Source organism: Pseudomonas sp. NPDC086566 (assembly GCF_050280885.1).
GTDB lineage: Bacteria > Pseudomonadota > Gammaproteobacteria > Pseudomonadales > Pseudomonadaceae > Aquipseudomonas > Aquipseudomonas vlassakiae.
In genome coordinates, this window is the sequence record NZ_JBNNWD010000008.1 from 208430 (window position 1) to 227541 (window position 19112).

At 65.8% G+C, this 19112-nt stretch carries 17 protein-coding genes; 8 read left to right on the forward strand and 9 right to left on the reverse strand.

The window, feature by feature from the left end; genetic code table 11:
- Positions 1-18: 18 nt before the first annotated feature.
- From ACQKPS_RS19875 to ACQKPS_RS19885, 3 genes are read left to right on the forward strand one after another with little or no spacing between them, the layout of a single operon-like run.
- Positions 19-525: a (2Fe-2S)-binding protein gene (locus ACQKPS_RS19875; protein WP_254480245.1), complete on the forward strand. Its 507-nt coding sequence runs from the start codon at positions 19-21 to the stop codon at positions 523-525.
- Positions 522-1523: an FAD binding domain-containing protein gene (locus tag ACQKPS_RS19880; protein WP_427605422.1), complete on the forward strand. Its 1002-nt coding sequence runs from the start codon at positions 522-524 to the stop codon at positions 1521-1523. Before ACQKPS_RS19875 ends, ACQKPS_RS19880 begins: the two co-directional genes overlap by 4 nt.
- Positions 1520-3721, forward strand: a complete 2202-nt coding sequence (locus ACQKPS_RS19885; RefSeq protein ID WP_427605423.1) for a xanthine dehydrogenase family protein molybdopterin-binding subunit — start codon at positions 1520-1522, stop codon at positions 3719-3721. The genes ACQKPS_RS19880 and ACQKPS_RS19885 overlap by 4 nt, the downstream gene beginning before the upstream one ends.
- Before the next feature lies 1 nt (position 3722).
- Here ACQKPS_RS19885 and xth read toward each other — a convergent pair whose 3' ends face one another.
- From xth to ACQKPS_RS19900, 3 genes are all read right to left on the reverse strand, one after another.
- Entirely contained in the window at positions 3723-4514 is a 792-nt protein-coding gene (xth, locus tag ACQKPS_RS19890; protein ID WP_427605424.1) for an exodeoxyribonuclease III, read from the reverse strand.
- Positions 4511-4753, reverse strand: a complete 243-nt coding sequence (locus tag ACQKPS_RS19895; protein WP_060512040.1) for a hypothetical protein — start codon at positions 4751-4753, stop codon at positions 4511-4513. The genes xth and ACQKPS_RS19895 overlap by 4 nt, the downstream gene beginning before the upstream one ends.
- A gap of 199 nt (positions 4754-4952) precedes the next feature.
- Positions 4953-5210, reverse strand: a complete 258-nt coding sequence (locus ACQKPS_RS19900; protein WP_054883808.1) for a hypothetical protein — start codon at positions 5208-5210, stop codon at positions 4953-4955.
- Between the two features lie 250 nt (positions 5211-5460).
- Here ACQKPS_RS19900 and ACQKPS_RS19905 point away from each other — a divergent pair, with 250 nt between their 5' ends.
- Genes ACQKPS_RS19905 through ACQKPS_RS19925 form a run of 5 tightly spaced genes read left to right on the forward strand, consistent with a single transcriptional unit; the run spans position 5461 to position 11218 of the window.
- Entirely contained in the window at positions 5461-7002 is a 1542-nt protein-coding gene (locus ACQKPS_RS19905; protein ID WP_427605425.1) for an ABC transporter ATP-binding protein, read from the forward strand.
- 12 nt (positions 7003-7014) lie between these two features.
- Positions 7015-8115: an ABC transporter permease gene (locus tag ACQKPS_RS19910; RefSeq protein ID WP_427605426.1), complete on the forward strand. Its 1101-nt coding sequence runs from the start codon at positions 7015-7017 to the stop codon at positions 8113-8115.
- Positions 8116-8140: 25 nt separating this feature from the next.
- The gene (locus ACQKPS_RS19915) at positions 8141-9067 is read left to right on the forward strand and encodes an ABC transporter permease (protein WP_427605427.1); all 927 of its coding nucleotides are present in this window, start codon (positions 8141-8143) and stop codon (positions 9065-9067) included.
- Between the two features lie 52 nt (positions 9068-9119).
- Positions 9120-10202, forward strand: coding sequence for a BMP family ABC transporter substrate-binding protein (locus ACQKPS_RS19920; protein ID WP_427605428.1), 1083 nt, complete (start codon positions 9120-9122; stop codon positions 10200-10202).
- A gap of 50 nt (positions 10203-10252) precedes the next feature.
- Positions 10253-11218 (forward strand): 2-oxoglutarate and iron-dependent oxygenase domain-containing protein, encoded by a 966-nt coding sequence (locus ACQKPS_RS19925; RefSeq protein WP_427605429.1) that lies wholly within the window; start codon positions 10253-10255, stop codon positions 11216-11218.
- 6 nt (positions 11219-11224) lie between these two features.
- Here ACQKPS_RS19925 and ACQKPS_RS19930 read toward each other — a convergent pair whose 3' ends face one another.
- From ACQKPS_RS19930 to ACQKPS_RS19955, 6 genes are all read right to left on the reverse strand, one after another.
- Positions 11225-12511: a M24 family metallopeptidase gene (locus ACQKPS_RS19930; protein ID WP_427605430.1), complete on the reverse strand. Its 1287-nt coding sequence runs from the start codon at positions 12509-12511 to the stop codon at positions 11225-11227.
- A gap of 126 nt (positions 12512-12637) precedes the next feature.
- Positions 12638-14056 carry an aldehyde dehydrogenase family protein gene (locus ACQKPS_RS19935; protein ID WP_427605431.1) on the reverse strand — a complete coding sequence of 473 codons (1419 nt, stop codon included), beginning with the start codon at positions 14054-14056 and terminating at the stop codon, positions 12638-12640.
- A 14-nt stretch (positions 14057-14070) separates the two neighbouring features.
- Complete coding sequence (locus ACQKPS_RS19940) at positions 14071-15165, reverse strand: quaternary amine ABC transporter ATP-binding protein (protein WP_427605432.1); 1095 nt, start codon at positions 15163-15165, stop codon at positions 14071-14073.
- Entirely contained in the window at positions 15162-16202 is a 1041-nt protein-coding gene (locus ACQKPS_RS19945) for an ABC transporter permease subunit (RefSeq protein ID WP_283722958.1), read from the reverse strand. Before ACQKPS_RS19945 ends, ACQKPS_RS19940 begins: the two co-directional genes overlap by 4 nt.
- Before the next feature lie 56 nt (positions 16203-16258).
- Positions 16259-17230 carry an ABC transporter substrate-binding protein gene (locus tag ACQKPS_RS19950; RefSeq protein WP_283722959.1) on the reverse strand — a complete coding sequence of 324 codons (972 nt, stop codon included), beginning with the start codon at positions 17228-17230 and terminating at the stop codon, positions 16259-16261.
- Positions 17231-17395: 165 nt separating this feature from the next.
- On the reverse strand, positions 17396-19057 hold the full coding sequence (locus ACQKPS_RS19955) for a GMC family oxidoreductase (protein WP_427605433.1): 1662 nt from the start codon (positions 19055-19057) through the stop codon (positions 17396-17398).
- Between the last annotated feature and the right edge of the window lie 55 nt (positions 19058-19112).

Below are 19112 nucleotides of genomic sequence, written 5' to 3' on the forward strand. Positions count from 1 at the left end.
CCACCGTGAGGACCTCCCATGCGTGCAAACACTCCCGAAGACGCCCAGGCGCACCCGATCAGCCTGACATTGAACGGGCAGGCCCGCTCGCTGCAGGTCCTGCCATGGACGACGCTGCTCGATCTGCTGCGTGAGCAGCTGGACCTGACCGGCACCAAGAAAGGCTGTGACCACGGCCAGTGCGGCGCCTGCACCGTGTTGCGTGACGGCCGGCGGGTGAATGCCTGCCTGACCCTGGCGGTCATGTGCGACGGCGCCGAACTGGTCACCATCGAAGGGCTGGCCAATGGCGACCAGCTGCACCCCATGCAACGTGCGTTCATCAGCCATGACGCTTTCCAGTGCGGCTACTGCACCCCCGGGCAGATCTGCTCGGCTGTCGGCCTGGCCCGCGAAGGGCGGGCCGACAGCCGCGAAGCCATACGCGAGCAGATGAGCGGCAACCTGTGCCGTTGCGGCGCCTACAGCAACATTGTCGCAGCCGTGGAAGAAGCCCTGCCGCTGATGCAGGAGGCAGGCAAATGAACCCCTTCAGCTACCACAAACCCGCCTCCGTCAACGAAGCCATCCACCTCGCCGGCCTGTCGTCCCGGTTCATTGCCGGCGGCACCAACCTGGTCGACCTGATGAAGGAAAACGTCATACGGCCTGAGCGCCTGATCGACATTTCAGGCCTGCCGCTCAGGGCAATCGAAGCCACAGCAAACGGCGGCTTGCGCATCGGCGCACTGGTCAGTAATGCCGAACTGGCCTGGCACCCGCAGGTCGAGCAAGGCTATCCACTGCTGTCCCAGGCCATCCTGGCAGGCGCCTCGCCGCAGTTGCGAAACATGGCGACCACCGGTGGCAACCTGCTGCAACGCACACGCTGCGCTTACTTCTACGACACCGGCACGCCGTGCAACAAACGCCAGCCCGGCAGCGGCTGCCCGGCGCGCACCGGCCTGAACCGGATGCACGCGATCCTCGGTGCCAGCGCCGCCTGCGTCGCCACCCATCCCTCCGACATGTGCGTCGCCCTGGCCGCCCTGGACGCGGTGGTACACGTGCAGGGCGCGCGCGGTGAGCGCCAGATCGCCTTCGCGGACTTCCACCGCCTGCCGGGTAACGCACCCGAGCGCGACAATCACCTGAGCGATGATGAACTGGTCGTCGCCATCGAGCTGCCGCCGCCAGACTTCGCGGCGCATTGCAGCTACCTGAAGATCCGCGACCGGGCGTCGTATGCCTTCGCCCTGGTATCGGTCGCGGCGGGGCTGACTATCAAGGAGGGCCTCATCGAGCAGGCCCGTCTGGCCCTCGGCGGCGTAGCGCACAAGCCTTGGCGCGAAGCCACCGCCGAACAGGCATTGCAGGGCCAGGCGCCTTCCGAGGCACTGTTCACGCAAGCCGCCGACCTGTTGCTGCAAGGTGCCAGGCCGCTGAACCACAACGGTTTCAAGGTGCCCCTCGCACAGCGGGCCATCGTCCGTGCGCTAAGTGAGGCCGCCTTTGGCAAAACCTACCCAGGAGCCACCCCATGAATGGCATTACCCCAGTTGTCGGCCAGCCCATAGACCGTGTCGATGGCCTGGCAAAGGTCACCGGGCAGGCTCGCTATGCCGGCGAATACTCCGACACCGGCCTGCTGCATGGCAGCGTCGTCTGCAGCACCATCGCCCGTGGCCGGGTGCTTCGCATCGACAGCAGCGAGGCGCTCAAGGTACCCGGCGTCATCGCCGTGCTGGACCATGCCCATCGCCCTCGGGTTTCCAGTTACGACGATGACTACAGCGACGCAGACTCGGCCGAAGGCGCGCCTTTTCGCCCATTGTTCAATGACCGCGTACTGTACAGCGGGCAGCCGCTGGCACTGGTGGTGGCGGAGAACCTCGAGCTGGCCCGCTACGCAGGCTCCCTGATCAACATCGAATACAGCCAGGAGGCGCACCAGACCGACTTGCTGGCCGACCTCGATCACAGCCACCCGGCCCCTGCCGAGACACCCGCGCCGCGTGGCGACTTCGCCGGGCAGTTCGCCCAGGCGCCGGTCAAGGTCGATGCGACCTACCAGACCGCCAACGAACATCACAACCCCATGGAGCCTCATGCCTCGACGGTTTTCTACAAACCGGGCGATCGGCTTGAGATCCACGACAAGACCCAAGGCACGCAGAACTGCCAGGACTACCTGCACAAGGTGTTCGGGCTGCCCAAGGACAACGTCCGGGTCCTGGCCGCGTATGTCGGCGGTGCGTTCGGCTCCGGGTTGCGTCCGCAGTACCAGTTACCGCTTGCGGTCATGGCCGCACTGCACCTGAAACGCTCGGTCAGGGTCACCCTCACCCGCCAACAGATGTTCACCTTTGGCTACCGGCCTCGCACGCTGCAGCGCCTGCGCCTGGGGGCCGATACCGACGGTCGGTTGCTGGCGGTTGCCCATGACGCGATCGGCCAGACGTCTCGCTTCGAAGACTTTACCGAGCACCTGGTGGAATGGAGCGGCATGCTGTACCGCTGCGACAACGTTGCGCTGAGTTATCGCCTGACCCCGCTCGACGTCTACACCCCGCTGGACATGCGTGCGCCCGGTGCGGGTTCCGGTGTGCTTGCACTGGAATGCGCGATGGACGAACTCGCCTGTGCGCTCGATATCGACCCAGTGCAATTGCGTCGGGTCAATTTCGCCGACCATAACGGCAACGAAGGCAAGCCTTACTCCAGCAAGGCATTGCTGGCCTGCTATGACCAGGGCGCCAGGCGCTTCGGCTGGAGCGGCCGTACTGCCGTACCACGTAGTATGCGCAAAGGTCGGCAACTGATCGGTTGGGGCATGGCGGGTGGCGTGTGGGAAGCCATGCAGATGAAGGCCAGCGCCAAGGCGCGGCTGGATGCACAAGGCCACTTGACGGTCAGCAGCGCGACCACCGATATCGGTACCGGCACCTACACGGTCATGACCCAGATCGCCGCCGACGCGCTGGGCCTGCCGGTGGCGGACGTGACCTTCATGCTGGGTGACTCCTCACTGCCGACCGCGCCCTTGCAGGGCGGCTCGTTCACCGTCTCGTCCGTCGGAGCGGCAGTCTCGCAAGCCTGCCAGGTCCTGCGCAGCAAGGTGCTGGAACAGGCACGCGCGACCTACCCGGCCCTCGCCAGTCTGCCCGTGGAGGCGATCCGCTTTGCCGATAGCCACCTGCATTTCGGCAACCAGCGCATCGCGCTCGCGGACATCGCCGCCACTGCGGAAAAAGGCTGCTTCGAGGTACAGATCGATGCAGAGCCGAGCGCGAAGCGTGAGGCGTTTTCCACCGCAACGCACTCGGCGGTGTTCGTCGAAGTCCAGGTGGATGAGGCACTGGGCACGATAAAGGTCACCCGCGTGGTCAGCGCCATCGCGGCCGGGCGTGTGGTCAACCCGAAAACCGCTCGCAGCCAGATCCTCGGGGGTGTCGTGTGGGGGCTTGGCATGGCCCTGCAGGAACAGAGCCAGACTGACCATGCGCTGGGCCGGATACTCAACCACAACCTGGCCGAGTACCACATTCCGGTCAATGCCGACGTCGCCGATGTCGAGGTGATATTTGTCGACGAGCAGGACGACATCGTCAACGAGCTGGGTTCCAAAGGCGTGGGTGAAATCGGCGTGGTCGGGGTGGCGGCGGCAGTCGCCAACGCGGTCTACCACGCCACGGGCAAGCGCATCAGGGCGTTTCCGATCACCCTGGACACGCTGCTGTGAGCTACTGCTTGCGCCCACCCACCTCGATCCACACCGGCGCGTGGTCACTGGCCTTGGCTTCGTTACGCACCCAGGCGTCGACGCCGGCCCGTTTCAGGTAAGGCGCAAGGTCCGGGTTGAGCAGCAGGTGGTCGATGCGCAGCCCGGCGTTGCGTGCCCAGTGATTACGGAAGTAGTCCCAGAAGGTGTACACGCGCTCGTCGGGGTGCAGGTGGCGAATGGCATCGACCCAGCCCTGGTCCAGCAGCCGCTGATAGCACGCACGCGACTCGGGCTGCAGCAGCGCATCCTTGAGCCATGAGCGGGGGTTGTAGATGTCCAGGTCGGTCGGCACCACGTTGAAATCGCCGGCCAGCAGCGTCGGGTGGCCGCTTGCGTACAGCCCTTTGGCATGCTTGATCAGGCATTCGAACCAGCGCAGCTTGTAGTCGAACTTCGGCCCCGGCTGCGGGTTGCCGTTGGGCAGGTACAGGCAGGCCACCAGCACGCCATGCACTGCTGCCTCCAGATAGCGGCTCTGACTGTCATCCTCCATGCCAGGCAAGCCGCGGCGGACCTCCAGCGGTTCGCTGCCGCGGGCCAGGATCGCCACACCGTTCCACGACGGCTGCCCCTGGTAAAGGCAGCCGTAGCCTGCCGCCTCCAGGTCCTGCCGTGGGAACTGCACATCCGGCGCCTTGAGTTCCTGCAGGCAGGCGATATCCGGCTGCTCCCGCTCCAGCCAGGCCAGCAGCGCCGGCAAGCGGCTGCGGATGCCGTTGATGTTGAAGGTGGCGATCTTCAGTGCTTTCATGCGTCCGGGTCACTCACGTGGGCCTGCACGGCATCTTCCAGCGCATGGACATGGGCGTCATCGGCCAGCGCTTTGAGTGCCAGCCAGTCATCCCAGTCGATGGCACCATCGTCGCGCAAGGCCTCGGCCGTGCGAACCAGTTCATGATGGTAGGCGTCCGGCGACTCGCGGCGGTAGCTGATGTCATCGTACTGGGCGTACCAGGCCTCAAGCTCGGGGATGCTGCGTTCGATGCTCATGGGTGACCCTCCTCGCTATGCCCTTTGCATGTATGAGCCCTGCGCCCTGGCAACGTTCAACCGCAACGTGGGCGGTGGCCTCTGAGCAGCGGGTAGTACAGCAGCGAAGCGGCGAGGAAAATGTGGCTACGGGCGCAGTAACGCCAGGATCGTTGATATCAGCCGGCTTGCGCCGGGATGGCGAAGCTGCCCTGACGCGTCAGGTTTCGGCGGCACACCACCCTGAGTGCCCGCCGCAGGCGTCTTCATCTGGCGCGCTCAGCAGACCGTTACGGCAGGCACACGCGTAATCCGCTTCAGCCCGCGTAGGAAAATTTAGCGTCAGCCTGAGCTTGTCGCGCGTGTCGTAGAGGTCGTAGCCCCTGCCCAAGGACGTGGGAAAGCCAGCCCCTCTCGGTAGGTATTCCTTTTCCAGCGGTAGCGCGGGTACCACAACGAAGCGCGTCTGCATGACCATCCCTCTTCTCGGCAGCTCTTTAGTATTAGTCGCATTATGTGAATGCATCAAGGCAGCTCATGCTTGAATTTCGCCCCACTTTGGCGCCCGCAACGCCCCAAAACCACCCACCCCGCCTACCGCTGCACCTGCCCGGCACCCTGCCCTGACTGGCCGTGGCCCTGTCTGCAACGGACGTCGAACGGGAATCTGACCACCTGGCCATGTTTTTGCTTTGCAAGCTGCTCACCTCCAGCACATCGAGCAGCCCATGTCCGAAACCCCTGCGCACCTGCGCCTCGAGCTACGTGCCATTACCAAGCGTTACCCAGGCACGCTGGCCAACGACCGCGTCGACCTGCGCATCGCCGCCGGTGAAATCCATGCCCTGCTTGGCGAGAACGGCGCGGGCAAGAGCACCCTGATGAAGATCATCTACGGCGTCACCCGGCCGGACGCCGGCCAGTTGTGGTGGGAAGGCCGGCCACTGCAAGTGGATGAGCCAGGCCAGGCCCGCAGGCTGGGAATCGGCATGGTGTTCCAGCATTTTTCGCTGTTCGAAACCCTGACCGTGGCGCAGAACATCGCCTTGGCACTGGGCCGCGAGGCGGGCTCGCCGAAGCAGCTGGCGCCGCGTATCCGCGAGGTCTCGCAGCGCTATGGCATGGCGCTGGAGCCGGAGCGCCTGGTGCACAGCCTGTCGATCGGCGAACGCCAGCGGGTGGAAATCGTGCGCTGCCTGATGCAGGACATCAAATTGCTGATCCTGGATGAACCGACCTCGGTGCTGACGCCCCATGAAGTCGAGCAACTGTTCGTCACCCTGCGCACGCTGGCCGCTGAAGGCTGCAGCATCCTGTTCATCAGCCACAAGCTCAATGAAGTGCGCGCCCTTTGCCACAATGCCACCGTGCTGCGTGCGGGCCGGGTTTCCGGCGCCTGCGTACCTGCCGACTGCAGCGACCTGCAGCTGGCACGGCTGATGGTCGGCGATGCCGAAGGGCTTGAAGCCAGCTACCCGAAGCGCGCCGGCGGCCTGCCGCGGCTGCGGGTAGACGACCTCAGCTGGCGCAACCAGGACCCGTTCGGCACCTCGTTCGAGCACCTGCGCCTGGAAGTACGCAGCGGTGAAATCGTCGGAATCGCCGGGGTTGCCGGCAACGGCCAGGACGAATTGCTGGCCTTGCTCAGCGGCGAAACGCGCCTCCCCGCCAGCGAGCGCGAACGCATCAGCCTCGACAACCAGCCCATGGCCCACCTGCATCCGGACGCCCGTCGCGCCCTGGGCCTGGCCTTCGTCCCGGCCGAGCGCCTGGGCCACGGCGCAGTGCCGGACATGAGCCTGGCCGACAATGCCCTGCTCACGGCCTTCCAGCAAGGCCTGGTCGAACGTGGCCTGGTCCGCTCGGGCAAGGTGCGGGCGCTGGCCGAGCAGATCATCCAGCGCTTCGCGGTCAAGGCGCCGGATGCGCAAACCACGGCACGCAGCCTGTCTGGCGGCAACCTGCAGAAGTTCATCCTTGGCCGGGAAATCCTGCAGAACCCCAGGCTGCTGGTCGCTGCCCACCCGACCTGGGGCGTCGATGTCGGCGCCGCCGCAGCGATCCACCGCGCCCTGATCGCCCTGCGCGATGCCGGCGCGGCGATCCTGGTGATTTCCGAAGACCTCGATGAGCTATTGCAGATCAGCGACCGCATCGGCGCCCTGTGCAGTGGGCGCCTGTCGCCGCTCAAGGCCACCGCCGACACCCACAGCGTGGAGGTCGGCAGCTGGATGGCCGGCCAGTTCGATACCGCGCACGCCGCCACCTGACGAGAACCCGCCATGTTGCTATCCCTCCAACCCCGTACCCAGCAGTCGCGCGCCATGCTGGTGCTGTCACCGCTGCTCGCCGGCCTGCTGACCCTGGTCAGCGGGGCGATCCTGTTCAGCGCCCTGGGGCATGACCCGCTGCCGACCTTGCACACCTTGCTGATCGAACCGCTCAGCGACCTCTACGGCCTCAGCGAGCTGCTGCTCAAGGCCCTGCCGATTCTGCTCTGCGCCCTGGGCCTGGCGGTGGCCTACCAGGCGCGCATCTGGAACATCGGCGCCGAAGGCCAGCTGCTGATCGGTGCCCTGGCCGGCAGTGCCGTGGCGATCCACATCATCGGCTGGGAAAGCCGCTGGGCCCTGCTCTGGGTGCTGCTGGCCGGCACCCTCGCTGGCGCACTGTGGGGCGCATTGGCGGCGTGGCTGCGTACGCACTTCAATGCCAACGAGATCCTCACCACCATCATGCTCAACTACATCGCCCTGAACCTGCTGCTGTATTGCGTGCACGGCCCGCTCAAGGACCCCGAAGGCTTCAGCTTCCCGCAGTCGGCGATGTTCGGCGATGCCAGCCGCCTGCCAGCGCTGTTCGCGGATGGCCGCCTGCATGTCGGCCTGTACTTCGTGCTGCTGGCGCTGGTGGCCGTGTGGGTGCTGCTGCACAAGAGCTTCCTGGGCTTCCAGATCAAAGTGCTCGGCCTCGACCCGCGGGCCGCCGGCTTCGTCGGCTTTCGCGAAAAGCGCCTGGTGTGGCTGGCGTTGCTGATCAGCGGTGGCCTGGCGGGCCTGGCCGGGGTCAGTGAAGTCAGCGGGCCGATCGGCCAGCTGGTGCCGCAAGTGTCGCCGGGCTACGGCTATGCGGCGATCACCGTGGCCTTTCTTGGCCGGCTCAACCCGCTCGGCATTCTGGTTGCCGGCCTGCTGATGGCCCTGCTCTACCTGGGCGGCGAGAACGCGCAAATGACCCTCAACCTGCCGCAGGCGCTGACCGGGCTGTTCCAGGGACTGATGCTGTTCTACCTGCTTGCTTGCGACGTGCTGATCCTCTACCGGCCGCGGCTGACGCTGAAGTGGCGGCGGCGTACACCGGTGGCCGAAACGGCCAGTGCCTGACCTCCCCTGACCTGAGGCTTCGACTATGGATCTCGATCTGCTTGGCAACATCCTCTACGCCATGGTGCGCTGCGGTACCCCGCTGCTGCTGGTGGCCCTGGGCGAACTGGTGTGCGAGAAGAGCGGCGTGCTCAACCTCGGCCAGGAGGGCATGATGCTGTTCGGCGCGGTGGTGGGCTTCATCGTCGCCTACGCCAGCGGCAGCCTGTGGCTCGGCGTGCTGCTGGCGTGCCTGGCCGGCATGCTGCTGGCCGCGCTGTTCGCCATGGTCGCCCTGGGCTGCCAGGCCAACCAGGTGGCGACCGGCCTGGCCCTGACCATCTTCGGCGTCGGCCTGTCGGCGTTCGTTGGCAGCGCCTGGGTCGGCAAGCCGCTGAGCGGCTTCGAACCGCTGGCGATTCCGCTGCTGGCCGACCTGCCGATCATCGGCCACATGCTGTTCAACCAGGACGTGCTGGTGTACCTGTCCTTCGCCCTCTTCGCCCTGGTCGCCTGGGTGCTGCTGAAAAGCCGTACCGGCCTGATCCTCCAGGCCGTAGGCGAAAACCCCGACGCGGCCAGCGCCATGGGCCTGCCGGTGCTGCGCGTGCGCACCCTGGCGGTGCTGTTCGGCGGCGCCATGGCGGGCCTTGCCGGCGCCTACCTGTCACTGGCCTACACCCCGATGTGGGCAGAAAACATGACCGCCGGCCGCGGCTGGATCGCCCTGGCGCTGGTGGTGTTCGCCAGCTGGCGGGTGCAGCGGGTGCTGCTCGGCGCCTACCTGTTCGGCCTGGCCAGCATCCTGCACCTGGTCGCCCAGGGCATCGGCGTGAGCTTCCCGGCCAACCTGCTGGCGATGCTGCCCTATGTGGCGACGATCCTGGTGCTGGTGGTGCTGTCACGCGATGCGATCAAGACCCGGCTGTATGCACCGGTTTCGCTCGGCCAGCCCTGGAAAGCAGGACGCTGACGCCACACCGCAAACAAGAAAACAACACAAGACCCACAGGAGTGAACCCTCGATGCATCTGAAGAAAAGCACCAAGCTGCTGCGCACCCTGGCCGCCGCGATCGGCCTTGGTACCGCACTGTCCGCCTCCGCCGCCGACCCGCTGAAAGTCGGCTTCGTCTACATCGGCCCGGTCGGCGACCACGGCTGGACCTACCAGCACGAACAGGGCCGCCAGGCGCTGATCAAGCAGTTCGGCGACAAGGTCGACACCAGCTTCGTCGAGAACGTGCCGGAAGGTGCCGACGCCGAGCGGGTCATCCGCAACATGGCCAAGGGCGGCTACGACCTGGTGTTTGCCACCTCGTTCGGCTACATGAACCCCACCGCCAAGGTTGCAAAGCAGTTCCCCAAGGTCACCTTCGAACACGCCACCGGCTACAAGCAGGACAAGAACCTCGGCACCTACCTGGCCACCTCCTATGAAGGCCGCTACGTCGGCGGTTATCTCGCCGCGAAGATGACCAAGAGCAAGAAGGTCGGCTACGTCGCCTCCTTCCCGATCCCGGAGGTGCTGCGTGACATCAACGCCATCCAGCTGGCGCTGGACAAGTACAACCCCGGCACCGAGATCAAGGTGGTGTGGGTCAATTCGTGGTTCGACCCGGGCAAGGAAGCCGATGCGGCCAACGCCCTGATCGACCAGGGTGTCGATGTGCTGTTCCAGCACACCGACAGCCCGGCGCCGATCCAGACCGCCGAGCGCCGTGGCATCTACGCGGTGGGCTACGCCTCGGACATGGCCCACTTCGGGCCCAAGGCCGTGCTGACCTCGATCGTCAACAACTGGGGCCCGCATTACATCAAGAGCACCCAGGCGGTCATGGACGGTAACTGGAAGCCGCAGGACTACTGGGGTGGTTTGGCTGACGGCACCGTAGAGCTGCCAATCAGCGACCTGGTGCCAGCCGATGTGAAAAGCGGCGCCGAGCAGATCATCGCCAGCATCAAGAATGGTTCGTTCCACCCGTTCACCGGGCCGATCTTCGACCAGAGCGGTGCGCTGAAGATTGCCGAGGGCGCCGTGGCCAGCAATGCCGAACTGGCGGGCATGAACTACTACGTCAAGGGCATCACTGCACAGCTGCCCAAGTAAGGCCAGCGCTCCCACAAGAGCCGTCTGCAACTCACTTTACCGGAGGCCGGATGAACACACTGCCCATCATCGACATCGCCCCGCTGTACCAGCACGACCCCGCCGCCCGCCTGGCGGTGGCCCGGCAGATCGACGCCGCTTGCCGGCAATGGGGCTTCTACTACATCAAAGGGCACCCGATCCCGGCGGCGCGCATCGCGGCACTGAAAGCCGCCGCCGAAGATTTCTTTGCCCGCCCGATCGAGGAAAAGCTGCGCATCGACATCACTCGCAGCACGCACCACCGCGGTTATGGCGCCATCGCCACCGAGCAGCTCGACCCGAGCCGGCCGAGTGACCTCAAGGAAACCTTCGACATGGGTTTGCACATGAGCGCCGACCACCCTGAGGTACTGGCGGGCAAACCGCTGCGCGGCCCCAACCGCCACCCGGCCATCCCCGGCTGGGAAGCGCTGCTGCAACAGCATTACCAGGACATGCACGCCCTGTCCCTGACCCTGCTGCGGGCCATGGCCGAGGCGCTGGGCATCGAAGAGGACTTTTTCGACCGACGCTTTGCCGAGCCGATCAGCGTGTTCCGCATGATCCACTACCCGCCCCGCCAGACCGCCAGCAGCGCCGACCAGCAAGGCGCCGGCGCACACACCGACTACGGCTGCGTGACCTTGCTGTACCAGGACGACGCCGGCGGCCTGCAGGTGCAGAACGTGAACGGCGAATGGATCGACGCCCCACCCATCGAAGGCACCTATGTCGTGAACATCGGCGACATGATGGCGCGCTGGAGCAACGACCGTTACACGTCCACACCGCACCGGGTGATCAGCCCGCTGGGCGTGGACCGCTATTCGATGCCGTTCTTCGCCGAACCGCACCCGGACACCGAAATCAGCTGCCTGCCCAACTGCTCCAGCGCGGACAACCCGGCCAGGTACCCGGCAGTGTCGTGCAGCGCCTACATGCTGTCGCGCTTTGCCGAGACCTATGCCTATCGCCGCGAAGCGGCCGAGGCCTGAGCGGCCTCAGTCGGGCACGTCCATCAGCGGCGTGCTCGACAGCTTTACCGCGCCGTCTGCGGTGATCAGCAACTGCTCCTCCAGCTTGACGCCCTCGGCGCCGCCCTGCTCGCCGATGTAGCTCTCGACCGAGATCACCATGTTCTCCTGGAACACCCCGTCGTAGCCCCACGCCTCGAAGTCGACGGCATAGGCCACGCTGGGGTATTCATCGGCCAGGCCACAACCGTGCACCATCATCATGTAGCGGTTGTGCTCGTACTGCTTGGGCACCGGCCAGCAGCGCTCGGCGAACTCGCGGAAGGTCAGGCCCGGGCGGATCAGGTCGATGTTGTGGCACAACTGGTCGGACGCTGTCTGCAGCAGGTCGCGCTGGTAGGCGGTCGGTGCCTTGCCCGGGCAGATGAAGCTGCGCGAGATGTCCGAGAGGTAACCGCCCGGGCCGATCATGTCGGTGTCGAAGCCGACCATCTCGCCCGCCTGGATCACCTTGTCGGTGGCGTCCTGGAACCACGGGTTGGTGCGCTGCCCGGAGGTCAGCAGGCGCGCCTCGGCCCACTCGCCGCCGTGGGCCACGTTGGTCGAGTGCATGATGCTCCACAGCTGATTCTCGCTGATGCCCGGCACCAGGTTCTGGCGCATGCGCGCCACGCCCAGGTCGCACACCGCCATCGACACGCGATGGCTGGCGATTTCCTCGGCGGACTTGATCAGCCGCGCCTGCTCCATCAACGGCTGGGCGTCGAACAGCGAGATGCCCTGGGCCTTGAGCCGGTCGGCGCCCCACGGGTCGCAGCGGTCGACCGCCAGGCGGGTATTGGCACCGCCATGGGTCTTGATCAGGTCAGCCATCTCCCGCGCCCACAGCTCGGCCTTTTCATCGACCCGGGGGCCGGCCAGGAAGTAGATCCACGGCGTGGTCGGGCGAATCTCGTCGATGGTCTCGACATGCTCGCTGTTGTGCTTGCTGCTGGTGAAGTCGAACAGCACCACCGGCCCGTCCGTGGCGATGTACACGTAGCGGCTGGGGGCATGCATCACCCAGACGCCCAGGCTCAGGGTGTCGGTGGCGTAGCGGATGTTCAGCGGGTCGGCCAGCAGGATGCCGGCGTAGTCATGCTGGCGCAGCTGCTCGCGGATGCGGGCCAGGCGATAGGCCCGCAGGGCCTTGCGGTCGATGGCCGCATAGGCCTGGATGATACTGGCGTCCACCGGGACCAGCGGGTGGGCGCGCACGGCCTCGTCGGCCCTGTAGTTGAGATGGACCTCATCATCGAGCCGGAATTTCTGCATCGGTGCTTGCTGTGTGGCTACTGTCGCACTCGCCATGACGGTTCCTCGAATGGCTTGCTGTTATGAACGAAGCAGTGAACGAAGCAGTGAACGAAGCAATGAACGAAGACAAACCTCGCAACGCCCTCAACCCAGTACGGCCTTGACCTCCAGATACGCCTCGAAGCCGAACTCGCCGCACTCCCGGCCGTTGCCCGACTGCTTGTAACCGCCGAACGGCGCACTGGCGACCCAGGCCGGCTGGTTGATCTGCACCTGCCCCACGCGCAACTCGCCGGCCATGCGCAGCAGCGCCTGGCGGTCGCTGCCTTGCAGGTAGGCAGCCAGGCCATAGGGGGTGTCGTTGGCCATGGCCACGGCGTGCTCAGGGGTCTGGTACGGGATCAGGCACACCACCGGGGCGAAGATCTCTTCGCGGGCGATACGCATGTGCTCGGTAACGTTGGCCAGCACCGTGGGTTTTATGAAGAAGCCCTGCCCCACGCCGTCGGGCAAGCCCAGGCCGCCAGTGACCAGCTGGGCACCGTCGGCCAGCGCTTCGGCGATCAACGCCTGGGCGCGGTCATGCTGGGCCTTGTTCATCACCGGGCCGAGGGTGGTACGCGCATCGAACACATCGCCAACCACCACGCTCTGCGCCGCCTCACGGGCAATCGCCACGGCCTGGTCGTGCAGGTGCGCCGGCACCAGCATGCGCCCTGGCGCCGTGCAGGACTGCCCGGCATTGCGGTAGGCGGCGTGCACGCCGTTGGCCACAGCGCTCGCCAGGTCCGCATCCGCCAGCAGGATATTGGCCGAGTTGCCGCCCAGCTCCTGATGCACGCGCTTGACCGTCGGCGCAGCCAGTTGCGCGACGCTGACCCCGGCCCGGGTGGAGCCTGTGAAAGAGACCATGTCGATATCGGGATGGCTGGACAGTGCCTGCCCTACCCCGGCGCCGTCGCCATTGACCAGGTTGAACACCCCGGCGGGCAGTTCGGCCTGGTGCAGCAGCTCGGCCAGCAGCATCGTGCTCAGGGGTGAGTATTCGCTGGGCTTGAGGACCACGGTGCAGCCGGTGGCCAGCGCCGGAATCAGCTTGGTAATGACTTGCAGCACCGGGAAGTTCCACGGCGTGATCAGCCCGCACACGCCGACCGGCTCGAAGCGTAGCTGCACGCCGTCGGACTCGCGCTCGAAGGCAAAGCCCTCGAGAATTTCGATGCCGTTGCGGATATGCGCCAGCGAGCCGGCCACCTGGGCCTGGCGCGAGAAGCTGATCGGCGTGCCCATCTCCAGGGTCATGCGTTGGGCGAGCGCCTCCTGGTGCTCGATGCACAAGGCCTCGAAGCGCTTGAGCACGGCCAGGCGCTGTTCGCGCGGGGTGCGCGACCATGGCCCGAAGGCACGCCGGGCGGCGGCGACCGCCGCGTCCACGTCTTCGGCAGTACCCAGGGCGATGCTGCCCACCGCCTTGAGGGTGGCGGGGTTGATGACCGGGCGCCGGGTCCGGCCGCTGGCTTCGACGAAACGGCCATCGATGTAGAAGTGATCGAGGTAGTTCAAAGTCTGGCTCCTGGTTACGCTTGGTGAATGTTGAGCCCTGCGCGGACGGCCGCTGCAGGTGGCTGGACCTGGGGTTTGCCGGGCTGGCCGGGGAGCATCGCCCTGATCACGTCACGCAGGTGCAGGACCCCTGCCGGGTGGCCCTCGCGCATCACCGCAAAGGCCCGGTCCGGGTCGCCTCCGGCCTGAGTCAGGGCATGCTCCAGGGTCTGTGTCGCGTCGATGCGCTCGAGGCGGCGCAACTCCTCGACCGACGCTGGCTGCGCCAGGCTTTCCACACGCAGCAGGCGGGCGCGGTTGATGTCGTTGACGAAGCGCTCGACGTACTCGTTGGCCGGGTGCAGCACGATGCTCTGCGGGTCCCCCTGCTGCACCACCTCACCATCCTTGAGCATCACGATGTGGTCGGCGATGCGCAGCGCCTCGTCGAGGTCGTGGGTGATGAACACGATGGTCTTGAACAGCTCGCGCTGCAGTTCCAGCAGCAGGTCCTGCATGTCCTTGCGGGTCAGCGGGTCGAGCGCCGAGAACGCCTCATCCATCAGCAGCACGTCGGCATCGGACGACAGCGCGCGGGCGATGCCCACCCGTTGCTGCATGCCGCCGGAGAGCTGGTGCGGGTAACGGTCCTCGAAACCGGCCAGGCCCAGCCGCGCCAGCCAGCGCCGGGCATCGGCCTCCACCTGCGCAGCCGGCTCGCCACGTACGCGCTTGGCCAGGCCGACGTTCTGCAGCACGGTCTGGTGCGGCATCAGCGCGAAATTCTGGAACACCATCGAGATGCTCGACCGGCGCACTTCGCGCAGTTCGTTTGCCGACAGCGCCGTGAGGTCGACGCCATCGAGCAGGATTTCCCCCGCGGTCGGCGCGATCAGGCCATTGAGGTGGCGGATCAGCGTCGACTTGCCAGAGCCGGACAGGCCCATGATCACGGTGATCTGCCCGGCACGCATGTCGACGTTGATGTCGCGCAGCCCGCACACATGGGCGTGTTGCTGCAGCAGCTCGGTCTTGCTCATGCCGGCACGCACCCGTTCGACCATCTGCTCTGGCGCACTGCCGAAGATCTTGTAGCAGCCGCGCACGGCCATCTTTATTGCCTGGTTCATGGGTTGTACCCCTTGCTCTGTGCGCTCAGCCGGGCCATGGAGGCCTTGGTCACGCGGTCGAAGGCAATCGCCAGCAGGACGATGGCGAGGCCAGCCACCAGGCCGACGCCCAATTCGAGGTTGTTGATCCCGCGCAGCACCAGCACGCCGAGCCCCGGCGCCGACACCAGCGAGGCGATCACCACCATCGACAGCGCCATCATGATGGTCTGGTTGACCCCGGCCATGATGCTCGGCAGCGCCAAGGGCAGCTCGACGCTGGTCAGGCGCTGCCAGCCGCTCATGCCGAACGATTCGGCGGCCTCGCCGACGCTGCCATCGACCTGGCGGATGCCCAGGTCGGTCAGGCGCACCACCGGGACGATGGCGTAGAGGATGATGGCGATGCCGTAAAGCTTCGGCTCGGTGACGCTGAACAGGAAGATCAGCGGGATCAGGTAAACGAACGATGGCAAGGTCTGCAGCATGTCCAGCACCGGCAAGGCGGCGCTCTTGAAGCGCTCGCTCCTGGACATGAGGATGCCGATAGGCAGCCCGGCGAATATGCAGATCAAGGTGCAGGTGAACACGATGGCCATGGTCTGCAGCGCGTAATGCAGGTGATCGACCAGGCCCAGGGCCAGCAGGATCGAGCCCGCCAGCGCGGTGATGCGCAGCGACCGCGACAACCACCAGGTCAGCGCCAGCAATGCCAGGATCATCAGCCACCAGGGCACCAGGTCGACGACTTTCAGCGACAGCTCCAGCAGCCAGGACAGCGGCTGGGTCAGGGGGTCGAGCACCACCTTCAGGCCGTCACGCACCGTCAGGAAGCCATGTTCGATGGCTGACGTCATGTCGCGTGTGCGGGGGATGGCCGGGCAGGCGCTGTTCAGCGCATCCAGCGACGGGAACGGCAGGCTGCCCTCCCCCGCGCCTGCCTGGTTGGCCTTGGCCTTGGCCAGCAGTTGCGCCAGCGTCACCGGCCCGCCCTGCGTGCCTGCACTGCACCAGCCCTGCAGGCCGAGGCTCTCGAATACGGCGTTGTATCCACTCATGGCAATGTCCTCGGCGAAGGCCCGCGCACAGGCGGGGCGCTTCGCCACGCAGCGGGTTACTGAATGATGGCGTCCAGCTTGCGACCGGCCTCGTCCGAGACCCAGGCTTGCCAGACGCTCTTGTGCCGGGTCAGGAAGTAGGCTGCGGTTTCATCCGCGGTGGCCTTGTTGCTCTCCTGCCAGGCCAGCAGCTCGCCCATCTGCGTGTTGGTGAAACTGACCTTGCTCATCAAGGCGACGATGTCCGGGTGGCTGTCGTGGAAGGCACGGGACATGGTGGTCAGCACGGTCGCCGTCGGCCAGCTGGTCTTGCCCGGGGTTGCGCAGTCGATGCGCGCATTGCACTTGGCCTTGTCGGCATCCAGCGGCCCCATGTCGACGCTGACCATCGGGTATTTGCCCAGCAGGCCGGTGGGTGCCCAGTAGTAGCCGAACCAGGGCTTCTTGCTTTCGTAGGCCGAGGCCAACGACGCGGCCAGGGTCTCGCCAGAACCATGGTTGAACACCTTGATGCCATGCTGTTCCAGCTCGAAGGCCTTGATCAGGTTGTCGCTGGACACGCGCCCGCCCCAGCCGCTGGGGCCGTTGTTGAACTGGCCGCCCACCCATTCCGGATGGGCCATGATGCCCGCCAGGGTGGCGGCCTCGGGGTGCTGCTCGACCAGGTACTTCGGCACCCACCAGCCATCCTGGCCGCCGTCGGACAGCACATTGCCGACCCTGACCAGCTTGCCCTGCTTTTCCAGGGTGAAGTAGACGTCCGCCACCGCCGGCCAGATTTCCGTGAGGATGTCGGGTTTGCCGGTTTCGGCCAGTGAGGTCAGGGCCGGCACCGTGGAGGTCGGCACCTTCTGTACCTGGCAGCCGTAGCCTTGCTCCAGCAGGAAGCTGGACACTGCGGTGACCACTGCGCCGGAAGCCCAGTTCATCTCGGTAATGGTGACCTGGCCGCAGTCTGCCTGGGCCGAAGCGTTCAGCGATATCAATGCAGCGGTAACAGCGCCAGCAAGGGACACACGCAATCTCATGAGGTTATTCCTTCTTATGACAACGGGTCAGTGAGTCGAATCGGCAGCGAAAAGCGCGTAATGCCAGGATCACCTCCCGGTCCTTCAGCGGTCATTGCGGCGCCTTGCGGCCACCTCGACTCTTGTTGTAACGCACACGCAAGTGTGGGCAATCGCCCGGTACCGCTACTTTGCAGATGCGACCTCGACACGCTTGGCCGGCGCCTGGTGCACCGCCCGCGACACGCCCTGTGCGCGCTGGGCATGGCTGGTAAGGATCATTTCTGCGCCTTTCTCGCCGATGGCCAGGCTGATCGCGTTGAGGTTGCCGCTGGGGATCTGCGGAATGATCGACGAGTCCACCACCCGCAGGCGCTGCACGCCGATCACCTGCAGCTGCGGGGTGACCACGGCGGTGGCGTCGATGCCCATCTTGCAGGTACCGCAGGGGTGGTAGCTCTGGCTGGCGTTCTCCTTGAGGTAGGCATGCCATTCGTCGTCGCTCTGCACGTCCTTGCCGGGTTTGCATTCGCCCAGCACATAGGGCGCGAACGCCTTAGACTGCAACGCCCGACGGGCCATGCGCCCGCCACGGATCAGGGTGGCGACGTCGTAAGGGTCGCTGAGCATGTTGAACTGGATGCGCGGCGGCGCCAGCGGGTCGGCCGAGCGCAATTGCAGGTAACCGCGGCTGCGCGACTGGTTGACGTTCGGTTGCAGGTTGATCGAGGCTTCGTCGAGCAGGCTGATGCCCTGCGGGGTGTAGGCGGACGAGAAGGCGCCGAAGTGGTACTGGATGTCCGGGTACTCAAGCTCGGGCAGCGTGCGCACCAGGCCGAGGCCGCAATAGGTGAAGGTGGCCTGCCCGGTACGGGTGAGCAGGAACTGCAGGCCATGCTTGAGCATGCCCGGCAGGTTGAACTCCTGATTGGCAGTGCGCACGTTGACGAACGCCTTGACCTGGCAGCTGGGGTGTTCCTGCAAGTTACGCCCCACGCCAGGGCTGTCCTTGACCACCGGGATGCCCATGGCCTGCAGGTGTTCGGCCGGGCCGATGCCCGAGAGCATCAACAGTTTCGGCGAGTTGATGGCGCTGGCACTGAGGATCACCTCACCGTGGCAGCGTTCGCTGCGGGTGACGCCGCGGTGGTCGAATTCCACGCCCACGGCGGTATCGCCTTCGAACAGCACACGGCGCACCAAGGCCCCGGTGAGGATGGTCAGGTTGCGGCGCTTCTTTATCGGGTCCAGATAACCCTTGGCGGCGCTGAAGCGCAGCCCGCGGTGCTGGGTGGAGTGGAAGATCGCCGCCCCTTCGGTGTCCTCGGCGTTGTAGGAAGGGTTGCGCGGAACGCCGATCTCCTCCATCGCGTCGAGGTAGACGTGGGCCAGTTTCGGCACACCGCGGATCTCGGTGATGATGATGGCGCCGTCCTTGCCGTAGGTGTCTGACACGCCATCACGGTTGCTTTCGACCTTGCGAAAGTAAGGTAGCAGTTCGTCGTACGACCAGCCGACGTTGCCCAGTTCCGCCCAGTGGTCGTAGTCGCCGCGGTTACCGCGCACGTACCAGGTGGCATTGATCGAACTCGAACCACCGAGCAAGCGGCCACGTGGCACCACTTCGGCGCGGTTGTTGCGGGTCGGGTCGGGCTCGGCCTGGAACATCCAGTCGGTCTTCGGGTTGCTCATGGCTTTCATCGCCAAGGCCGGGATCTGGATCACCGGGTGCTTGTCGCTGCCGCCGGCCTCCAGCAGCAATACCGTGTGCCGCGGGTTGGCGCTTAGCCGGTTGGCCAGCACGCAGCCCGCCGATCCCGCGCCGATGATGATGAAATCCCAACTCATGCTCCGACCTCTCTTGTCATACGGCCATCTCGCGCAAGGCTTGCCTGTTGTCACG